This is a genomic window from Streptococcus equinus ATCC 9812, from assembly GCF_000187265.1.
Taxonomy (GTDB): Bacteria; Bacillota; Bacilli; order Lactobacillales; family Streptococcaceae; genus Streptococcus; species Streptococcus equinus.
The window spans coordinates 1,070,482-1,086,494 of record NZ_GL698429.1; the positions used below are offsets into that span (position 1 = coordinate 1,070,482).

The 16,013-nt window shown below is 37.4% G+C and carries 16 protein-coding genes; 1 reads left to right on the top strand and 15 read right to left on the bottom strand.

Annotated features, from left to right (window positions below; translation table 11 throughout):
- Nucleotides 1-35 precede the first annotated feature (35 nt).
- The 10 genes from HMPREF0819_RS05135 to HMPREF0819_RS05180 form a co-directional block, all read right to left on the bottom strand.
- Nucleotides 36-728 carry a methionine ABC transporter permease gene (locus HMPREF0819_RS05135; protein WP_004233068.1) on the bottom strand — a complete coding sequence of 231 codons (693 nt, stop codon included), beginning with the start codon at nucleotides 726-728 and terminating at the stop codon, nucleotides 36-38.
- Nucleotides 729-1,793, bottom strand: a complete 1,065-nt coding sequence (locus HMPREF0819_RS05140) for a methionine ABC transporter ATP-binding protein (RefSeq protein ID WP_004233076.1) — start codon at nucleotides 1,791-1,793, stop codon at nucleotides 729-731.
- Nucleotides 1,794-1,978: 185 nt separating this feature from the next.
- Nucleotides 1,979-2,863 carry a MetQ/NlpA family ABC transporter substrate-binding protein gene (locus HMPREF0819_RS05145; protein WP_004233079.1) on the bottom strand — a complete coding sequence of 295 codons (885 nt, stop codon included), beginning with the start codon at nucleotides 2,861-2,863 and terminating at the stop codon, nucleotides 1,979-1,981.
- Between the two features lie 109 nt (nucleotides 2,864-2,972).
- Nucleotides 2,973-3,812 (bottom strand): amino acid ABC transporter substrate-binding protein, encoded by an 840-nt coding sequence (locus HMPREF0819_RS05150; RefSeq protein ID WP_004233081.1) that lies wholly within the window; start codon nucleotides 3,810-3,812, stop codon nucleotides 2,973-2,975.
- 105 nt (nucleotides 3,813-3,917) lie between these two features.
- On the bottom strand, nucleotides 3,918-5,063 hold the full coding sequence (locus HMPREF0819_RS05155; RefSeq protein ID WP_004233085.1) for an amidohydrolase: 1,146 nt from the start codon (nucleotides 5,061-5,063) through the stop codon (nucleotides 3,918-3,920).
- Nucleotides 5,060-5,857: a transporter substrate-binding domain-containing protein gene (locus HMPREF0819_RS05160; RefSeq protein ID WP_237393055.1), complete on the bottom strand. Its 798-nt coding sequence runs from the start codon at nucleotides 5,855-5,857 to the stop codon at nucleotides 5,060-5,062. Before HMPREF0819_RS05160 ends, HMPREF0819_RS05155 begins: the two co-directional genes overlap by 4 nt.
- A gap of 24 nt (nucleotides 5,858-5,881) precedes the next feature.
- Entirely contained in the window at nucleotides 5,882-6,568 is a 687-nt protein-coding gene (locus tag HMPREF0819_RS05165; RefSeq protein ID WP_004233088.1) for a gamma-glutamyl-gamma-aminobutyrate hydrolase family protein, read from the bottom strand.
- A gap of 152 nt (nucleotides 6,569-6,720) precedes the next feature.
- Complete coding sequence (locus HMPREF0819_RS05170) at nucleotides 6,721-7,437, bottom strand: YebC/PmpR family DNA-binding transcriptional regulator (RefSeq protein ID WP_004233091.1); 717 nt, start codon at nucleotides 7,435-7,437, stop codon at nucleotides 6,721-6,723.
- A gap of 219 nt (nucleotides 7,438-7,656) precedes the next feature.
- Nucleotides 7,657-8,751: a nucleotidyltransferase gene (locus HMPREF0819_RS05175; RefSeq protein ID WP_004233094.1), complete on the bottom strand. Its 1,095-nt coding sequence runs from the start codon at nucleotides 8,749-8,751 to the stop codon at nucleotides 7,657-7,659.
- Between the two features lie 84 nt (nucleotides 8,752-8,835).
- A complete protein-coding gene (locus HMPREF0819_RS05180; protein ID WP_004233096.1) occupies nucleotides 8,836-9,705 on the bottom strand; it encodes a GIY-YIG nuclease family protein in 870 nt (289 codons plus the stop codon).
- A gap of 142 nt (nucleotides 9,706-9,847) precedes the next feature.
- Here HMPREF0819_RS05180 and HMPREF0819_RS09385 point away from each other — a divergent pair, with 142 nt between their 5' ends.
- On the top strand, nucleotides 9,848-9,949 hold the full coding sequence (locus tag HMPREF0819_RS09385) for a putative holin-like toxin (RefSeq protein ID WP_222859192.1): 102 nt from the start codon (nucleotides 9,848-9,850) through the stop codon (nucleotides 9,947-9,949).
- 147 nt (nucleotides 9,950-10,096) lie between these two features.
- Here HMPREF0819_RS09385 and HMPREF0819_RS05185 read toward each other — a convergent pair whose 3' ends face one another.
- From HMPREF0819_RS05185 to HMPREF0819_RS05200, 5 genes are all read right to left on the bottom strand, one after another.
- Nucleotides 10,097-10,375, bottom strand: coding sequence for a hypothetical protein (locus HMPREF0819_RS05185; RefSeq protein WP_004233099.1), 279 nt, complete (start codon nucleotides 10,373-10,375; stop codon nucleotides 10,097-10,099).
- Complete coding sequence (locus HMPREF0819_RS05190; RefSeq protein ID WP_004233101.1) at nucleotides 10,372-12,291, bottom strand: DEAD/DEAH box helicase; 1,920 nt, start codon at nucleotides 12,289-12,291, stop codon at nucleotides 10,372-10,374. The genes HMPREF0819_RS05185 and HMPREF0819_RS05190 overlap by 4 nt, the downstream gene beginning before the upstream one ends.
- The gene (locus HMPREF0819_RS05195) at nucleotides 12,284-14,998 is read right to left on the bottom strand and encodes a DNA methyltransferase (protein ID WP_004233103.1); all 2,715 of its coding nucleotides are present in this window, start codon (nucleotides 14,996-14,998) and stop codon (nucleotides 12,284-12,286) included. The genes HMPREF0819_RS05190 and HMPREF0819_RS05195 overlap by 8 nt, the downstream gene beginning before the upstream one ends.
- Entirely contained in the window at nucleotides 14,991-15,134 is a 144-nt protein-coding gene (locus HMPREF0819_RS08960) for a hypothetical protein (RefSeq protein WP_004233105.1), read from the bottom strand. The genes HMPREF0819_RS05195 and HMPREF0819_RS08960 overlap by 8 nt, the downstream gene beginning before the upstream one ends.
- A gap of 126 nt (nucleotides 15,135-15,260) precedes the next feature.
- Complete coding sequence (locus HMPREF0819_RS05200; RefSeq protein ID WP_004233106.1) at nucleotides 15,261-15,998, bottom strand: class I SAM-dependent DNA methyltransferase; 738 nt, start codon at nucleotides 15,996-15,998, stop codon at nucleotides 15,261-15,263.
- Between the last annotated feature and the right edge of the window lie 15 nt (nucleotides 15,999-16,013).

Consider the following 16,013-nt stretch of genomic DNA (forward strand, 5'->3'; position numbering starts at 1 on the left):
CAATTGTAAACTTGTTTTTTTTGTACTCTCAAAAATTATTTATGGCTCAATTTCTTAGTCAAGAAGTCTCCGATAAATTGGATAACAAAAACCAAAATCAAGATGCATAATGTTGCAACGATTGTGACATCAGTTGCTGAGCGGTTATAACCATAATAAATAGCGATGTAACCAAGACCTCCGGCACCGATTGCACCAGCCATAGCTGTTTCACCGATAAGTGAAATCAGTGTCACAGTTGATACGCGGATAAGCTCAGGCAATCCTTCACTTAGGTAAATCTTGATAATATCCCAAAGAGTCGCTCCAGAAGCCTGTGCTGCTTCAATAACACCCTTGTCCATCTCAGAAAAGACAACTTGAACTTGACGAGCATAGAAGGCAAATGTCGCTGCTGACAAAGGAATCAAAGCAGCTGTTTTACCAAGGTTAGTCCCTACAATCGCGTAAGTGAATCCTTTTAAAATCGCAAGTAAGATGATAAATGGAATGGCACGAACAATTGAAGTAAAGATGTCAAGAACTTTGAAACCAAATCGATTGCTTAGGACACCATTTGGACCAGTTAATACCAAGAACAAGCCCATAACAAGACCTAAAATCCCACCAATCACAAATGACCATCCTGTCATATAAATCGTTGCTGAAAAGGCATCTGACCAAGAATTTGTCCCTTCCCAGCCGATACGGTAAACATCAGGCAAATTTGTAGAAATCCATTCAATCATTTAGGCACCTCGTTTCAATACTGTTAATTCGATTCCAGCAGCAAGAATTGCTTCTTGTGCTCCAGCAAGTGCATCAGCTTCACCAGATAAGACAACAATCATCTCACCAACAGGCGTATCATCCAAAATCTCAATATTACCGTAAAGAATATTCGCTGTGACTTCGAATCGTTTGTAAATTTGGTTCAAAATTGGTTCATCTGTTGATGTTCCAGCGTATTTCAATTGGACAAGTAAGTCATCTTTTGGAAGATTTTGCACGATTGCTTGTTTTTCAATTTTAACCAATGCATCTTCAATTCCTGTTGCTGTTTTGATGAATTCTTGCGTTAAAGGTTCTTTTGGATTTGAGAAAATATCTAAAGCAGAACCTTCTTCAATCAAATGACCATTTTGCATAACAGCCACACGGTGACAAATATCTTTAACAATTTGCATTTCGTGGGTAATCATAACCACTGTCAAACCAAGTTTTTGGTTTAATTCTTGCAACAAAGCCAAAATTTGCTTAGTTGTTTTAGGGTCAAGAGCTGATGTTGATTCATCAGAAATCAAAATTTCCGGGTCATTGGCAAGAGCACGCGCAATCGCCACACGTTGTTTTTGACCTCCTGACAGTTGTGATGGGTAGTTTTCAGCTCGGTCAGCCAAGCCTACCAATTCCAACAAATCAGCAACTTTCTTGTCTTTTTCTTCTTTACTCAATTTTGAATGGCGAAGAGCAAAGGCAACATTCTGACGTGCTGTTCTTTGTGCCATCAAGTTAAAGTGTTGGAAAATCATTCCAATTTTTTGACGTTTTTGACGAAGGGCAGCACCTTTCAATTGCACTTTTCCATCCGCAAACGTCACATCTTCACCAATCGTGATTTTTCCTGCTGTTGGGGCTTGAAGCAAGTTAATCGTACGCACTAACGTTGATTTACCAGCACCAGAATACCCAACAATACCATAAATATCACCTTTATTAATCGCAATCGAAACATCCTTTACAGCTTCGATGACGCGTTTTTTCTGGTGAAAAGTAATATCGATATGCTCTAAATTAATAATCGCTTTTGTCATAACTCTTACTCAACTCCTCAATCATTACAATCTAATCTTTTTCCTAACGAACTATTCTCTCTAAGTTAAAAGATTTTTCAAAACTTTCCAACTTAATATTCTATCATATTGTGATAAAATTTAAAGCACTTTCATAATCCCAATAATAGAAAATTGGCGTGCCTTGACACGCCAGATTCTCCTAATTAGTCTTTATCGCTTGATGAAACTTTTGCGCCATCCCAAGCTGGAATATCAACACCGTCAGTTGCATCTTGGATAACTTTTCCGACTTCATCAGTTTGGTAAACTGAAATCAAAGTCTTGATTGCTTTAGCTTTTTTAGATTTTTTCCAATCTTTTTGAGCTGCAATAACGTTGACCCATTGGTCTGAGTTATCATCGACAGCTTCTTTGTAAAGAGTTGTGTCGTAATCAACATCTGCTGATTGAGCATATGAGTTATTAACAACTGCAGCATCTACTGATGACAATGTTGAAGCGGTTTGAGCTGCGTCAACTTCTTTGATGTCCAAATCTTTAGGATTTGATGAAATGTTTTTAATTGTTGCCAATTCATCACCAGAAACATCAAGTTTAATTAAACCAGCTGATTGAAGAAGGAAAAGCGCACGACTTTCGTTTGAAGCATCATTTGGAATTGAAATTGTCGCTTTATCTGGTAGCTCTTTGACATCTTTGTACTTAGCGTCATCCCCTGTTGTGCCTGAGAATAGGCGGATTGGGCTAAGAAGTGTGTCAGCTGCTTCTACCAAAGTTCCTTTATTTTCTGAATTCCAGTTGTTCAAGAAATATTTGTGTTGGAAAGCATTGACATCAACTTCACCATTTTGGAGGGCTTCGTTTGGTTGGTTGTAATCAGTGAATTCAACCAACTCGATGTCAACACCCTTGTCTTTAGCCAATTCTTTAACCTTATCCCAAAGTGGTTCAGTTGTATCATCCAAAGTCATGATACCAACTTTTAGTGTTGAATCATCAGAAGTTGATTTTGAACCGCCACATGCTGCCAACAAGACAGTCGATGCAATCGCTACACTAGCTACTCCAAGTAATTTTTTCAATTTCATATCTATGTTCCTCTTTTCATTTAACTCGTGATTTAATTCTATCCTATTTGGTTATAGGTTTCAAATTGTTAAAAACAGGATTTAGTTATAGTTTTAAACTATAACAGACTTATTTCTCCGATGGAATTTTCAAATCTGATGCCGCTGGGGTGTAATCTCCACCAAGATATTTTTGAGCTAAATCTGATAAAGTGCCATCTTTTTGCAAAGCTTTCAAACGTTTATTGACGTAGGTTTGCAAGTCTTTTTGATCTTGCCCCAAAATGAAGTAAATGAATGGCTGTTCATCTGATTTCAATTCAATTGTTTTCAAATTATCCAAATTTTGATTCTTGATAATGGTATTAACCGTTGGGGCATCAAAAATCTTGAAATCGAATTTACCTTCGTTCAAGTTTGTCAAAACTTGAGTGATATTTTCATTAGTGTAGTTGAGTTCAACTTGCTTGCTACTGTTTTCAGTATTATATTTTTCCAACTGAGCAGCCGTTGTTGTTCCTTGGACAACCTGCGTAGAATGTCCAGCAATGTCATCATAAGATGTGATATCAGAGTCCTTTGAGACCACTAAAACAGACGGTGTTGAGCCAATCGGATAAGAATAAAGGTACTTAGCTGAACGTTCTTTTGTGTAGCTGATGTTATTTCCACCAAGCTGATATTTTCCAGAATCAAGACCTGTGAAAATAGATGACCACTCTGTCTTCTTGAAAGTCACTTTGTACTTGTCTGAATCTTTGAAAACAGCTTTTGCTACTTCGATATCATATCCTGTTAATTTTCCATCATCTTCGTATGAAAATGGAGCTGTCGTTCCAACCGTCGCAAACGTAACCTCTTCCTTACCTGAAGATGATTTTGCAGAATTGCTCGACGAGCAAGCCGCAAGAAGGGCTGTTGAGGCGATAGCCAGTCCTGTTATACCTAGCAGTTTCTTTAATGCTGTCATGTCATTTCCTACCTTCTTTAAGAGTTGTTAACATCTTAACATCAGATAGTCTTCTGGACAAATACTTAAATTCTATCACCGCGATAAAGAAATCTTATCACCCAGCTAGTCTTTATCCTTCGCAAAATAATCAAGCAAGTAAATGGTATTTTCAACAAAATACTGAACGGCTGTTTTGAGTGCTTCGTCTTTGACCGTAAAAGTATCTTGGTGAAGCCCTGCCGCATTTTCATCGCCATTACTTCCAATCAAGGCAAAAACACCTGGAATCTTCTCTTGATAAGCCGCAAAGTCCTCACCAATGGTCAGAGGTTCAACTTCTAAAACCTTGGCAAATCGCTCAGAATTTTTAGCAATTAAGGGGGTTAACTCTTCATCATTAAAAGTTAATGTCGGCGTTTTGCCCCATTCAATCGATACTTGAGCTGCAAATTGGTCTACTGTATTTTCGATAATTTTAGTAAATGACTCACGCAAATGCTGACGTGTCTCCGCAGAAAATGAGCGCATTGTCCCTTCAAAATAACCTGATTCTGGCATGACATTCCACGCGCTGCCCACATTAATGTTCGTCACTGACAAAACTGCAGGCTCAAAAGGCGATACCGTACGGCTGACAATCGCCTGAAGATTATTGACAATCGTTGTAATGGCTAAGACCGTATCTGTCCCAAAATCTGGACGCGCAGCATGCCCGCTCACACCATTAACAGTGACTTTAAATTTATCGACCGCTGCCATGATAGCTTTTGAGCGAATCCCGATTTCCCCAGGTTTCAAATGAGGATAATTGTGGTAGCCAATAATAGCTGAAACATCCTTAAGACCGCCATTTTCAATCACTTGATAGGCACCAACTGACACTTCTTCAGCTGGCTGAAAAATCAGGCGCACAGTTCCTTTTAGCTGCTCTTCTTTTGCTTTTAAAATCTCAGCAGCGCCTAAAAGACTAGTCTGGTGAAAATCATGCCCACAAGCGTGCATAGCACCATTCTTGCTTGCATAATCAAAAGTATTTCGCTCCACAATCGGAAGAGCATCAATATCAGCTCGCAAAGCTACAACGGGCTTACCTTGACCAATCTCTGCGATAAAACCTGTCGGCAAATCCGTCTCAAGAATTCGAATACCAAGTTTTGAAATATAGTCTTTCAAAAAAGCTGTTGTCTCGAATTCTTTTTCAGAAATTTCTGGATGTGCGTGAATCTGGTGACGAACTTTTGCTAATTTTTCATAAAAATCTCTAGTCATTTTGCTTCCTCTATCGCTTGCTTATCTGGTAAGTAACTACCACCTAAATATTTTTGACTCAACGTCTCTAAGACACCCTTATCATAAAGTTTTCTCACTGCTTTATCAAATTTTAACTTCAACTTCTTGCTGTCACTTGAGAAAATAATATAATTATTTGGATTGTCATCTGTTTTTAAATCAGTAACAGTCAAGTCGAGTTTCTTTTGCTTGATAATCGTCTCAACAGAAATCTTATCAAAGATTAAATAATCAAATTCACCGCTGTCCAAATCGAGCAATCGTTTTGTGACATCTTCACCAGAATATTCAATTTTTGATGGTGAATCGCTGTGCTTCTTATTCCAATCATCGATAAATTTTGCTGTTGATGTTCCCGTATCATCTTGGGTGACCTTACCAGCAATATCATCCAGTGACTTAATGTCAGAACCATCCTTAGTGACTAGCACCAGCGGATTTTTGGCAATTGGTACAGAATAAAGATATTTGCTTGCACGTTCTTTCGTGTAAGATAGATTATTGGCAGCTACTTGATAAATATCGCTATCTAAGCCAACAAAAATAGAATCCCAAGCTGTCTTTTTAAAAGTAAACTCATAACCGTCAATGTATTTACTGGCTTGATTGATAACTTCGATGTCATATCCTGTTAAATTACCTTTTTTATCTTGATAAGAAAAAGGCTTAATATCTCCTGCTGTCGCTACAACAGCTTTGTGCTCAGCTGCTTCAGCATTAACTGCCAGACCTGTACTCAATAGTAGTGCTACTCCTAATAAACATTTCTTTATCATACTTCTAATCTCCTATACTCACTAAAGCTGCTCAACTAAATATCTAAAAATCCTACGACTCTCTGCTCTTTCTAAAAGTAATTCAGGATGCCATTGAAAGCCTAAAATCGGTGCACCATCCTTGCTCTCATAGGCTTCGATTGTCCCATCATGCGGGTCACGCGCTGTCGCAATCAAACTAGGCGCCAACTCTTTCACACTTTGCTGGTGGAATGAATTGACCCAAGAACCTGTCGAAAGAAGCTTGCTGATGCGACTATTTGGCAGAATCTCCACCTTTTGAGACGTCCCAGAAAATTCCTCTTGCCAGTGATGCTCAATCTTTTGATTCAAAGTCCCCCCCAAGGCGACATTTAGCAGCTGCATGCCACGGCAAACTGCAAAAATTGGTTTATTTTTCTTAAGAGCCTCATTTATCAAAGCAAGCTCGAACTCATCACGCTCCAAGCTATAATTATCACTATCAATGGTTTTACTTTCACCATAAAATTTTGGAGTAACATTTTGACCGCCTGATAAGATTAACTTATCAATCATGCTAATGTAATCTTTAGCCAAATCTGGGCTCCCCACTGGAATGATAATTGGAAGACCGCCAGCTTCTTTGACGCCATCAGACAAACGCCGTGAAACCACATCATAGGGCAAACCAGACCGTGCAGGAAGTTCTTTGATATTTCCCGAAATGCCAACGACAACTTTCTCCATAGGAAGACCTCACTTTCAGTATAATTAAGCTATATTGTAAAACAAATGCGATTTGATTGCCAATAGTTATTTTTTATCAAGGAGATAGGTTGAAACTATAACAAAAAGCACCCAGCCTTTCGGCTGAGCACTTCTTTCACTATAATATCAGATTAGAAATCAGATACGTTGTGGTAAACTTTTTGAACATCTTCGTCATCTTCAAGAGTGTCAACAAGTTTTTCAAATGTTTCAAGGTCTTCACCTTCAAGAGTTACTTCTGATTGAGGAATCATTTCAAGTTCAGTAACCTTGAATTCTTCGATGCCATTAGCACGCAAAGCTTCGATACCTTTGTGAAGGTCAGTTGGAGCTGTGTAGACAGTTACGACACCATCTTCTGCTTCAACATCTTCAACATCAACATCAGCTTCTAGCAATTGTTCAAAAATGCTGTCTGCATCGTCACCGTCAAAGACAATAACACCTTTTTTGTCGAACATGTAAGAAACTGAACCAGATGCTCCCATGTTACCACCGTTTTTACCAAATGCAGTACGCAAGTTAGCAGCAGTACGGTTAACGTTACTTGTCAAAGTATCAACGATAATCATTGAACCGTTTGGTCCAAATCCTTCGTAACGACCTTCAACGAAAGTTTCGTCTGTATTACCTTTTGCTTTATCGATAGCGCGGTCGATAACGTGTTTTGGTACTTGCGCTTGTTTTGCACGTTCAAGTACAAATTTCAAAGCTGAGTTTGATTCTGGATCTGGTTCACCTTTTTTAGCAGCAACATAGATTTCAACACCAAATTTCGCGTAAACTTTTGAGTTAGCACCATCTTTGGCAGTTTTTTTGGCAACAATATTGGCCCACTTACGTCCCATGGGTATTCTCCTTTGTAAAGATTATTATTTGTTTTAGCATAGTTAATTAATGATTGGCTACAAAATAGCCAAATATCAAACTACTGAACTAGCAAAAGCTAAATTCGTAATCCTTTTTATTATAGCACTTTGACAAGGCTGTGTAAAATGGGGATGGAAAATTAGAAGAGAAAACTGAGCTCAACAAAAGCTCAGTCTTTTTATTTATTTTGTAAGCGCTTATTTCGCGATTCTAATCGGCACTTTTCCCCAAGTTTGTTCTTGAAGTTGTGGATTTCCAAGCTGATAGACTTGGTCAGCTTGTTGCGTCACCGCATCCCACGGTTTTGCACCGATTCGAGCGACGATATCCACAGACTTTTTCACCGTTTTAAGGTGTTTTTGCCCTTTTTCGGTAAATCCGAGCACATGTACCGCTTCTGGCAATGGCTTTTCCACAGCTCCGACCAAGATATAAGCCAAAATGCGGCGGATTCGAGCCTTCGTGTAGCGTTTTGTGGCGACTTTATCCACCAATTCGTCCACAGTCGCTACGCTCCGAATAGCAGAGCGGATACGGCTGGCTAACTCTTCATTTACCTGGAAAACCCCTGTCAAATCAGGGTTTGTCACGATTTGGTACTTGAGCAATTGGAAATAATTCTCCCAAGTCACTTGAGGGGCGCCTAGGAAAAGGTCAGCTTGCGGCATGAATTTGTCCACAAAATCCTTGTCTTGTCTGTGGATACGCAGATTTGTCGCGGAAGCAAATGCGACATCTGTCTCAAGCGAGTGATAACCAGCTCCCTGACGCATGATTGGGCTAAGCTTGATTGATTTTCCTGCGCAAGCTTTGGCATAAGAAAGCCCCAAAATATGATTTGGCGTGTTGCCTGTGAAGTTGACACCAGCAAATGTCTCCCACATTTTCTGCGTTTTCTGTGGATAAGACAAATTATCTGGCAAATTTTGCAAGTAATCCACCATTTTCTGTTGATTATCCGCATAAATCTGTGAAAATTGTTGATAATCCAGATTTTCTTCCGTTCCAAATGCTAAGTTATCCACACCAAGGCGCTCTAAAATGTCCACCGCACCCTGCGCAAAGTAGTCCGCTGACTGAACAGCCACCAAAAATGGCAGCTCAACCACCAAATCAGCACCACATTTCAGAGCCATTTCCGCGCGCGTCCATTTGTCCACAACCGCAGGCTCGCCACGCTGCACAAAATTCCCAGACACGGCAACAATCTTCAAACCCTCAGCCTGTGACAGCAAATAACGATGTCCATTATGAAAAGGATTAAACTCAGCAACAATACCAGTGATAGTCATGTTGTGCTCCTAAACTACGATTTTAACAGTTCTACTATTATAGCATACCTAGGTATAATGAGAAACACTAAAAATATCAATTTGTTAATTGTCCATTTGAAGCTGAACAACCATTTCTTGAACTAATTTTGATACTTCGTCCAAACTGACAGCAAACCATTCATTGACTGTAATTTCTTTTCCTGATGCTGATATAAGAGAAAGCTCTAAACGCTTATCAGCCAGAGCATGATGCAGGTAAGTTTCAACTTTTCTGGCATCTATATTCTGAATTTCATAACTTGTAACTAATTTTACAGGTGAGTATAAATACGTTGATTCATTTTCAGTATTCGATAATCTCTTTGTAATATCTTTTGCGTAGCCAATCTTATAAAGATTTTCCATTTTTAAGAAACGTTCATCTTTTCCAGCATACTTAACAACATAAATATATCCTGTCGTGATACGCTTCTCACCCATAATCTCCAAATCTTCGATTTTTTCAGTTACCAAACGACCATTTCTTTTTTTATCATAAAGAGAGGATACTAAACTAAGAAGCCAAATAAAGTTTTCAGTACCATTTTCATATACTGTGTGAACTTTGTACTTTCTATCTGTACTTTCTGATACTTCCTGACCAGTCTCAGGATTATAAATCTTATCTACATACAGCATCACACCGTTATCAATATAGAAATTTCCTTGCTTAATTGGACTATTTCGACTAATTTCAACATTAATATCTGAAATTTTTCGTATCTGACGACTGCCATCTGCCAAATCTGCTCTAACAGCCATAAAAAGATTTTTATAGTAACTAAAATGATTGCCCATAGCTTTTCGCTGGTGAGATTTTGTTTTAACACTAACAGTTCTTTTATATCTTTTTGAATCAAAAAGATTATTATCTAACTCTAGCCCATCAAAAAGACTGTCATCAGATAAAATATCTTCTAAGTCATCAAACATATAATCCTCCCTCTAATTATAAATTTCAAATTTAAAAATCGAATTATTAAGTGTAGAGAAGCTACGACTGTGGTTCCAATACTTCCAAGGAGGTGGTGCCTATGATAATAGACACAAAATCTTTAGGAAAGGAGGAACAATTTTGTCTGTCGCTGATGCACTACTAGTCATGATTGTTTTTGCAAGTTTTCTTCTAGACTTGATTGGCTTAGTAATAGTCATCATAACACTTAAAGACAAATAAAATACCGTCATTGCTTTGGGACAGCTGACGGTATTTTGTACTTGAAACTGTAAACCACCGAAATGGCTCTACGATGGAGCTGGATCATTATCTAGCTCCATTTTTTGTGTTTTTAGTGTATCAAAATGATAATCATCTGTCAAAAGATTACTTTTTCAGTAATCCAAAAACATCATAGTTTAGGTATTTTGTCCAGTCTTCAGGTTTATTTCGAATGCCTTTGAGTCGTGAATATAATTTTCGTTCTTTCATATTACGCGACTTGGTTGGTTCTTTGCCGTTCTCCCTGACCCATTCAACAATTTCTTGAAATTTTTCAATATCAGGATCAAGTCTTTCAATTTTCTTCGGACGAATTTCTTTCACAAGTTCATCGAATGAACTATCTGCAAAAATATCTTCTAGTGTTGCGAAATTTTCAATCAACTACTTCTCTCCTGTCTTAATCGAGCTAACGTTACCAATGCGTAATATAAACGCTGCTCGCCTATATCTTTAGAATCTTTTTTAGGTGGTCTACCAAATTCAGCTTTAAACGCTTTGATTTGAGGATAGAGCATTCGAAGTTCGTCATTGGTAAACTCATATTTTTTAGCATCAAAAGCTCTTTCAATTAGCTGAAGCGTTTTAGAATCAACATCACGTGAAATGACTTCGTATGCTGATTGGAATGGATTCACTTGGTCAATTAAATCTATTGATAAATCATCAATATTGATAAATTTATCAGCCATTTTAAGAAGTTGTTTATTCTCTGAATCTTTTTTAGCATTTGAAAGGTTCAAATCCACCACAACATGCTGACGAACCTCTTCAATTTCTTCTTGTGTTAAATCAGGATAAGAAGTTGTAATAACTCGAGGAATGAGTTGCTTATTAATAAGCTTAGTATCAGCACCCGCTGAAATTGCTGCTTGAACAACATCATCTTGTAAGATTGATGCTTTTAATTCAACCATATCATTTTCTATGATTTGTTTACTGCGTTCAGTTGATGGTTCTTTAAGGCCTTTAATATAAATATCAGCACCACTTGCTTTTTGGTCATCTCTATCTTTGGGTTTAAATTTAAATGATGGTGCTAAAACATTTTCCATTAAAAGACTTGCAGTAATAGCCTTCATGATATTATTCACGGAATACTGAACTTCGTCACTTTCAACATCTGGTTCAGCGATAAGATTTGTAAATACAGCTTCACTTTTATTAAAACTATCTCTAGTAACACGACCAATAATCTGAACAATTTCAGTCAAAGATGACCTATAACCAATCGTTAAAGCATATTCAGCATATGGCCAATCAAATCCTTCTTTTGCCATTCCAAGCGCGATAATCATGTCTAAGTCTTCGACTTTATCCATTTTAGAAAGGTAGCCAGCCACACCATCTCGACCTTCTTCTGTAACCAAGTCAGCTATCTTCAAGATGCGTCCTGTTTTCGTTTTTAGATAAATAATACCATGCTCATCTTTTTCTAGATAAGTTCCAAGTAAATCTAAGATTTTGTCAACTTCTCCGTACTTATCTCTCGTTGACTCTGCTGAATTGACATTAGGAATGTGGATAATTGTTTTCTTATCAATAAATTCTGGCACAAGCTCCTCAAGAGCTTCAAAATACTGTCCTCTGTAGAATTTATACGCCATAGCAAAGGATTTAAGGTATTTATACCCTTCAAGTTGCTCATAATAAGTATAGGTCACTCGGTCAAATAGTTGTTCATCCTGAGTATCAAGAATAGGGATGCTATCACCTCTAAAATATGAACCTGTCATAGCAAAAATATGAGCTGTTGAATTTCTTAGAACATCTCGAAGAACTTCACCAAGAACAGAATTATCATCTTGAGATACATGGTGAAATTCATCGATAGCTAATAGACAATCATCAAAATCACTAGCATCTAATTGTTCCGAAGCAAAACGCAGTGTCGCATGCGTTGCGATTAAAATATCATCTGAAAGGTCAGTCGACTGCATAAAATCGATAAATTTTTGCACCTTACTTTTTGCTGTACCAGAAGTTGTTAAGTTATTTTCGTCCTTGACTACCCAATCCCAGTAATAGCCAAATTTTTTCAATTCAGTAGAACGAAAAGATTTCCCAATAGATTTTTCTGGAACAGCTATAATTGCTTTCTTAAGCCCTTGATTCTTGAGTTTATCAAGAGCAACAAACATCAAAGCACGAGATTTTCCAGAAGCAGGCGGCGCTTTAACTAGGAGATGCTGTTTTGTTCGCTTTTTGTAAACCTTAGCCTGCATTTCTCGCATCCCTAGTTCATCGGTATTCACAGAAGTTCCTTTTTGTTCATAGCTAATTTCAAAAACTTTACTCATGTGTCATCTCCTTATAACGTTTGAGAAGGTGGCTAAGTCTTTCTTCATCAGAGTTGAAAGGGGTATCTTTATAAGCTCGTTCGACAATTTCATCAAGTTTTTTGTGAGCTTCACGTAAACTTTCTGGCATAGTGTCTTTGTGGTAAAGCTCAGCTAAAGTACCTCCTAGCTCCTCACGTAAATCCAAAATCTCAAACACTTGCTCTTCAATCATATTTTTACGTCTTGTCGATAACTCCGGAACAGGGAAAGTATTGTAAACAAGCCCTGCAGAGTAGCGATAATCTGTTTTCAATCTACCACCAACAGCTCGTAGCCAAACCATATGCATGCGAGATTCAAGCAAACCTAAAAGCCAGATTGGAGCGTTTTCAATAATTATAACTGCATCAGATACAATCGTCTTACTGTCATCAAGAAAATCCATTGGTACATATTCTCGACCTTCAGATGAAACTCTCGGTATCAAAATTGCTTGTCCAGAAAAATCTTTTGTTTCTCCAAATCGCCATGGCATCTCAGCTAATAGCTGTGTCGGTTTAGATTTAGATGAAAGACGGTATAATTTCACTTTTTCAATTCTCTGTTTAATAATAGGATTATCCTTAAATCTTGTATAAGTATCATTGTTCATAAATAGAGCATACCTGTATTCACCCCTAATAAAATCTTGCCCATTAATATATTTGTAGAATAATGATACAAGGTCAGGATACTCCTCTACTGCACACTGGTAATCTGATTTTTCAAATATCAGTCCCCCACCATCATATGCTCCATTTCCTCTACTCATTTTGGGAAGACCGGCAAGTGAAGTTCTACTGGATTGGATTAATATATTTTCACCATTTGTTAAATAAGGATTGATATTTGATACCACCACTCTATTGTTATTTTCATCAAACAGTTGCTTGTTTTTTGAGCTATTTATGATATTTGACAAACCAACAATTGCTACAGTCACACCTGCGTTATTAGCAGCTGAATTGCCCCACTTAAAGGAGGTATATGCAAAATCAATAACCGTATTTTTTATTAACGATTTCCAAATTATAGAGACTTGCTCGCCTTGAAAAATTGAATTGGTTGTTACAAAAGCTAATTTACTATTGGCAGAGTTAATAAAAGCAGCTCCCTTAAAAAACCAACCAGCTATGTAGTCCATTTTCCCATATTTTGTTGCTTCTTGTGTCGCTAGCTTTATATCATCTTTCTGTATCTTACTTTGTAAACTAGCTCCAATATAAGGTGGATTTCCAATGAGATAAATCTCATCGTCGCTTTGATGTGGTAAAATTTCATTCCAATCTAAGCGCAAAGCATTTCCTTGTGTGATATTTCCCGCATCACGTAAAGGAAGAAAAGCAGATTTTAAATTAATTTCATTTTCCGCTTCTAAATTCATCTGATATTCAGCAATCCACAAAGATAAGCGAGCCACTTCATGAGCAAAATCATCTAACTCAATTCCATAAAATTGATTCAGACTTATTTTAGAGGTTTCAAAGAAATCAATTGTTCTATCTTGTCTCAACTCACGAAGTGATTTTAGAATTTTAACCTCTAAACGTCGAATTTCTTTATAAGTGATGATAAGAAAGTTCCCAGAACCACAAGCTGGATCAAGAAATTTGATGTTAGAGATTCTATCCAAGAGACTGTCAAGTTCACGAATAAAAGTATTACGATTTTCACGTCTAGTCTTATCGGTAATATCCTTGTCTTCGTTTTCATTGATTTTATCAACAAGATTTTGATAACTAGCTGTTAAATCGTCAAGAAATAAAGGTTTAATGACCTTCATGATATTTTCAACACTAGTGTAGTGCATACCAGAAACAGAACGTTGTTCCTTACTAGCTACCGTCTGAATCATGGCTCCTAAAATATCAGGATTGATTTCATTCCAATTCAGCAACTCACCTGCTTCAATAATCAGCTTTCTTGTTTTTCTATCAAATACAAGTGCCGTATGAGCTTTTGTGAAAAGTTTACCATTAACATATGGAAATTCTTGAAGCCATTTTTCCTGACTAGAACGATTAGCAACATCCAAACTTGCAAAAATCTTATTAATCAAATTATCTAAGTCTGAGCCATCTTCAGCTGAACGAGTCTTAATAGCATTTGTAAAAATACCTTTAGGCATAATCTCTGTATCTTCCGCAAAAAGAAGAAAGAGTAACCGAATCAAGAACAGATTAAACTCTTTTTCCTCTGTTGTCTGATCAGAAAACTGATTAATCTGACGAAGTTCATCATATAGACGCGTGAATCGTGCAGCAGCTTTTATATCAGCTGGATTTTCTTTGGCATAATCTACCTTTTCAACACCATTCCATGGTAAAAAGAAGTCAACATAAGCAGGCAAGTCTTTTAAAGAAATATTCAATGTGTCAGCCGTTTGAATATCTTTGGCAGCAAGCTCTTCAAAATCAGTCGCAATTAAAATACGAGGTTTAGATTTCTTACTAGATAAAGCTTTTTCCATTTCAGCTACTTTTGCTACTACAGACTGTCCTTGACCAATAACTTCAAATAAGGCTTTATTTTTCACTTCATTTCCATTATTCTTACGTAGTCTTGTTAAAGTTGCTTTAGGAAAATCATACAGCCCCAGAAAATCATAGAAAAAGCCAGATTCATCTAAGTTTTCTAATAGCTCTTTTGTTTTATCCTCAATGGAAACAATATCGAACTTAGCCATGATCCACCTCACAATTTAGAAGTGAACAACGCAAAAAGCCTGCCATTTTTTCTGACAGGTTAGTTTTTATATTTAGTTTATTTTTTATTACATTATGCGAAGCATTGATATATACAGCCGCAAGGGTTTTCGCCATTTTTGAAACTCCTTAAAACTTTTAATTTATTATTATTTTACCGCATTTTATAAAAATTGTCTGCGTAAATTAAAAAAGAAGGTGATAACTATTATTTCAATAGATAACCTTCTTTTTATTTCTCCCCTACTTCTGGCACACAAAGAACCAGCGTTCTGATTTTTTGCGTGGTTTTTTGTCTTCGAAATCAGCGTAGAGTTTAAATGATTTGAAGCCTGCTTGTTCCAAGAGGATGTCGTAGGTCAAGACTTCGTAAGTGCGTTCTTCGTGGACTTCGTCGTAGCGTGTGAAGCGTCCGTCTTCGTCTTGCAAGAAGAATGTCAATTCGTGGACAACTGAGTGCGGCGCGTCATCAGCGTACGTATCCCAGACCATGGCAAACTCTTCCGCATTTTCGTGGTAAGAATAACCAGGAAAGACAGTATCAGTTTTGTAGGTTGAGTGCACGTCAAAGATGAAGACACCACCGTCATTTAAGCTGTCGTAGACTTGTTTGAAAACATCACCGACTTCGACTTCATCAGCCATGTAGCAAATAGAATCTGAATAGCATGTCACCAAATCATATTTACCAGCTTGCGACAAATCAAGCATGTTACCTTGTTTGAATTCGATAGCTTCACCTGCTGCTTCTGCGCGTTTTCTCGCGATTTCAAGCATGTCTTCACTCAAATCTAGCCCAGTCACATCAAAACCAGCTTTAGCAAAACGTACTGACTGAATCCCAGTTCCGCAGGCTAATTCCAAGAGTTTTTTCTTGTCTTTTGGAAAATGGCGGAGCGAAAAGTCTGTCCACTTGTCATAAAGGCTGTCGTCCATGATGGCATCATAAACAGCCGCAAATTTTTCGTAGTTTTTGTTCATTGTTTTGTCCTATCA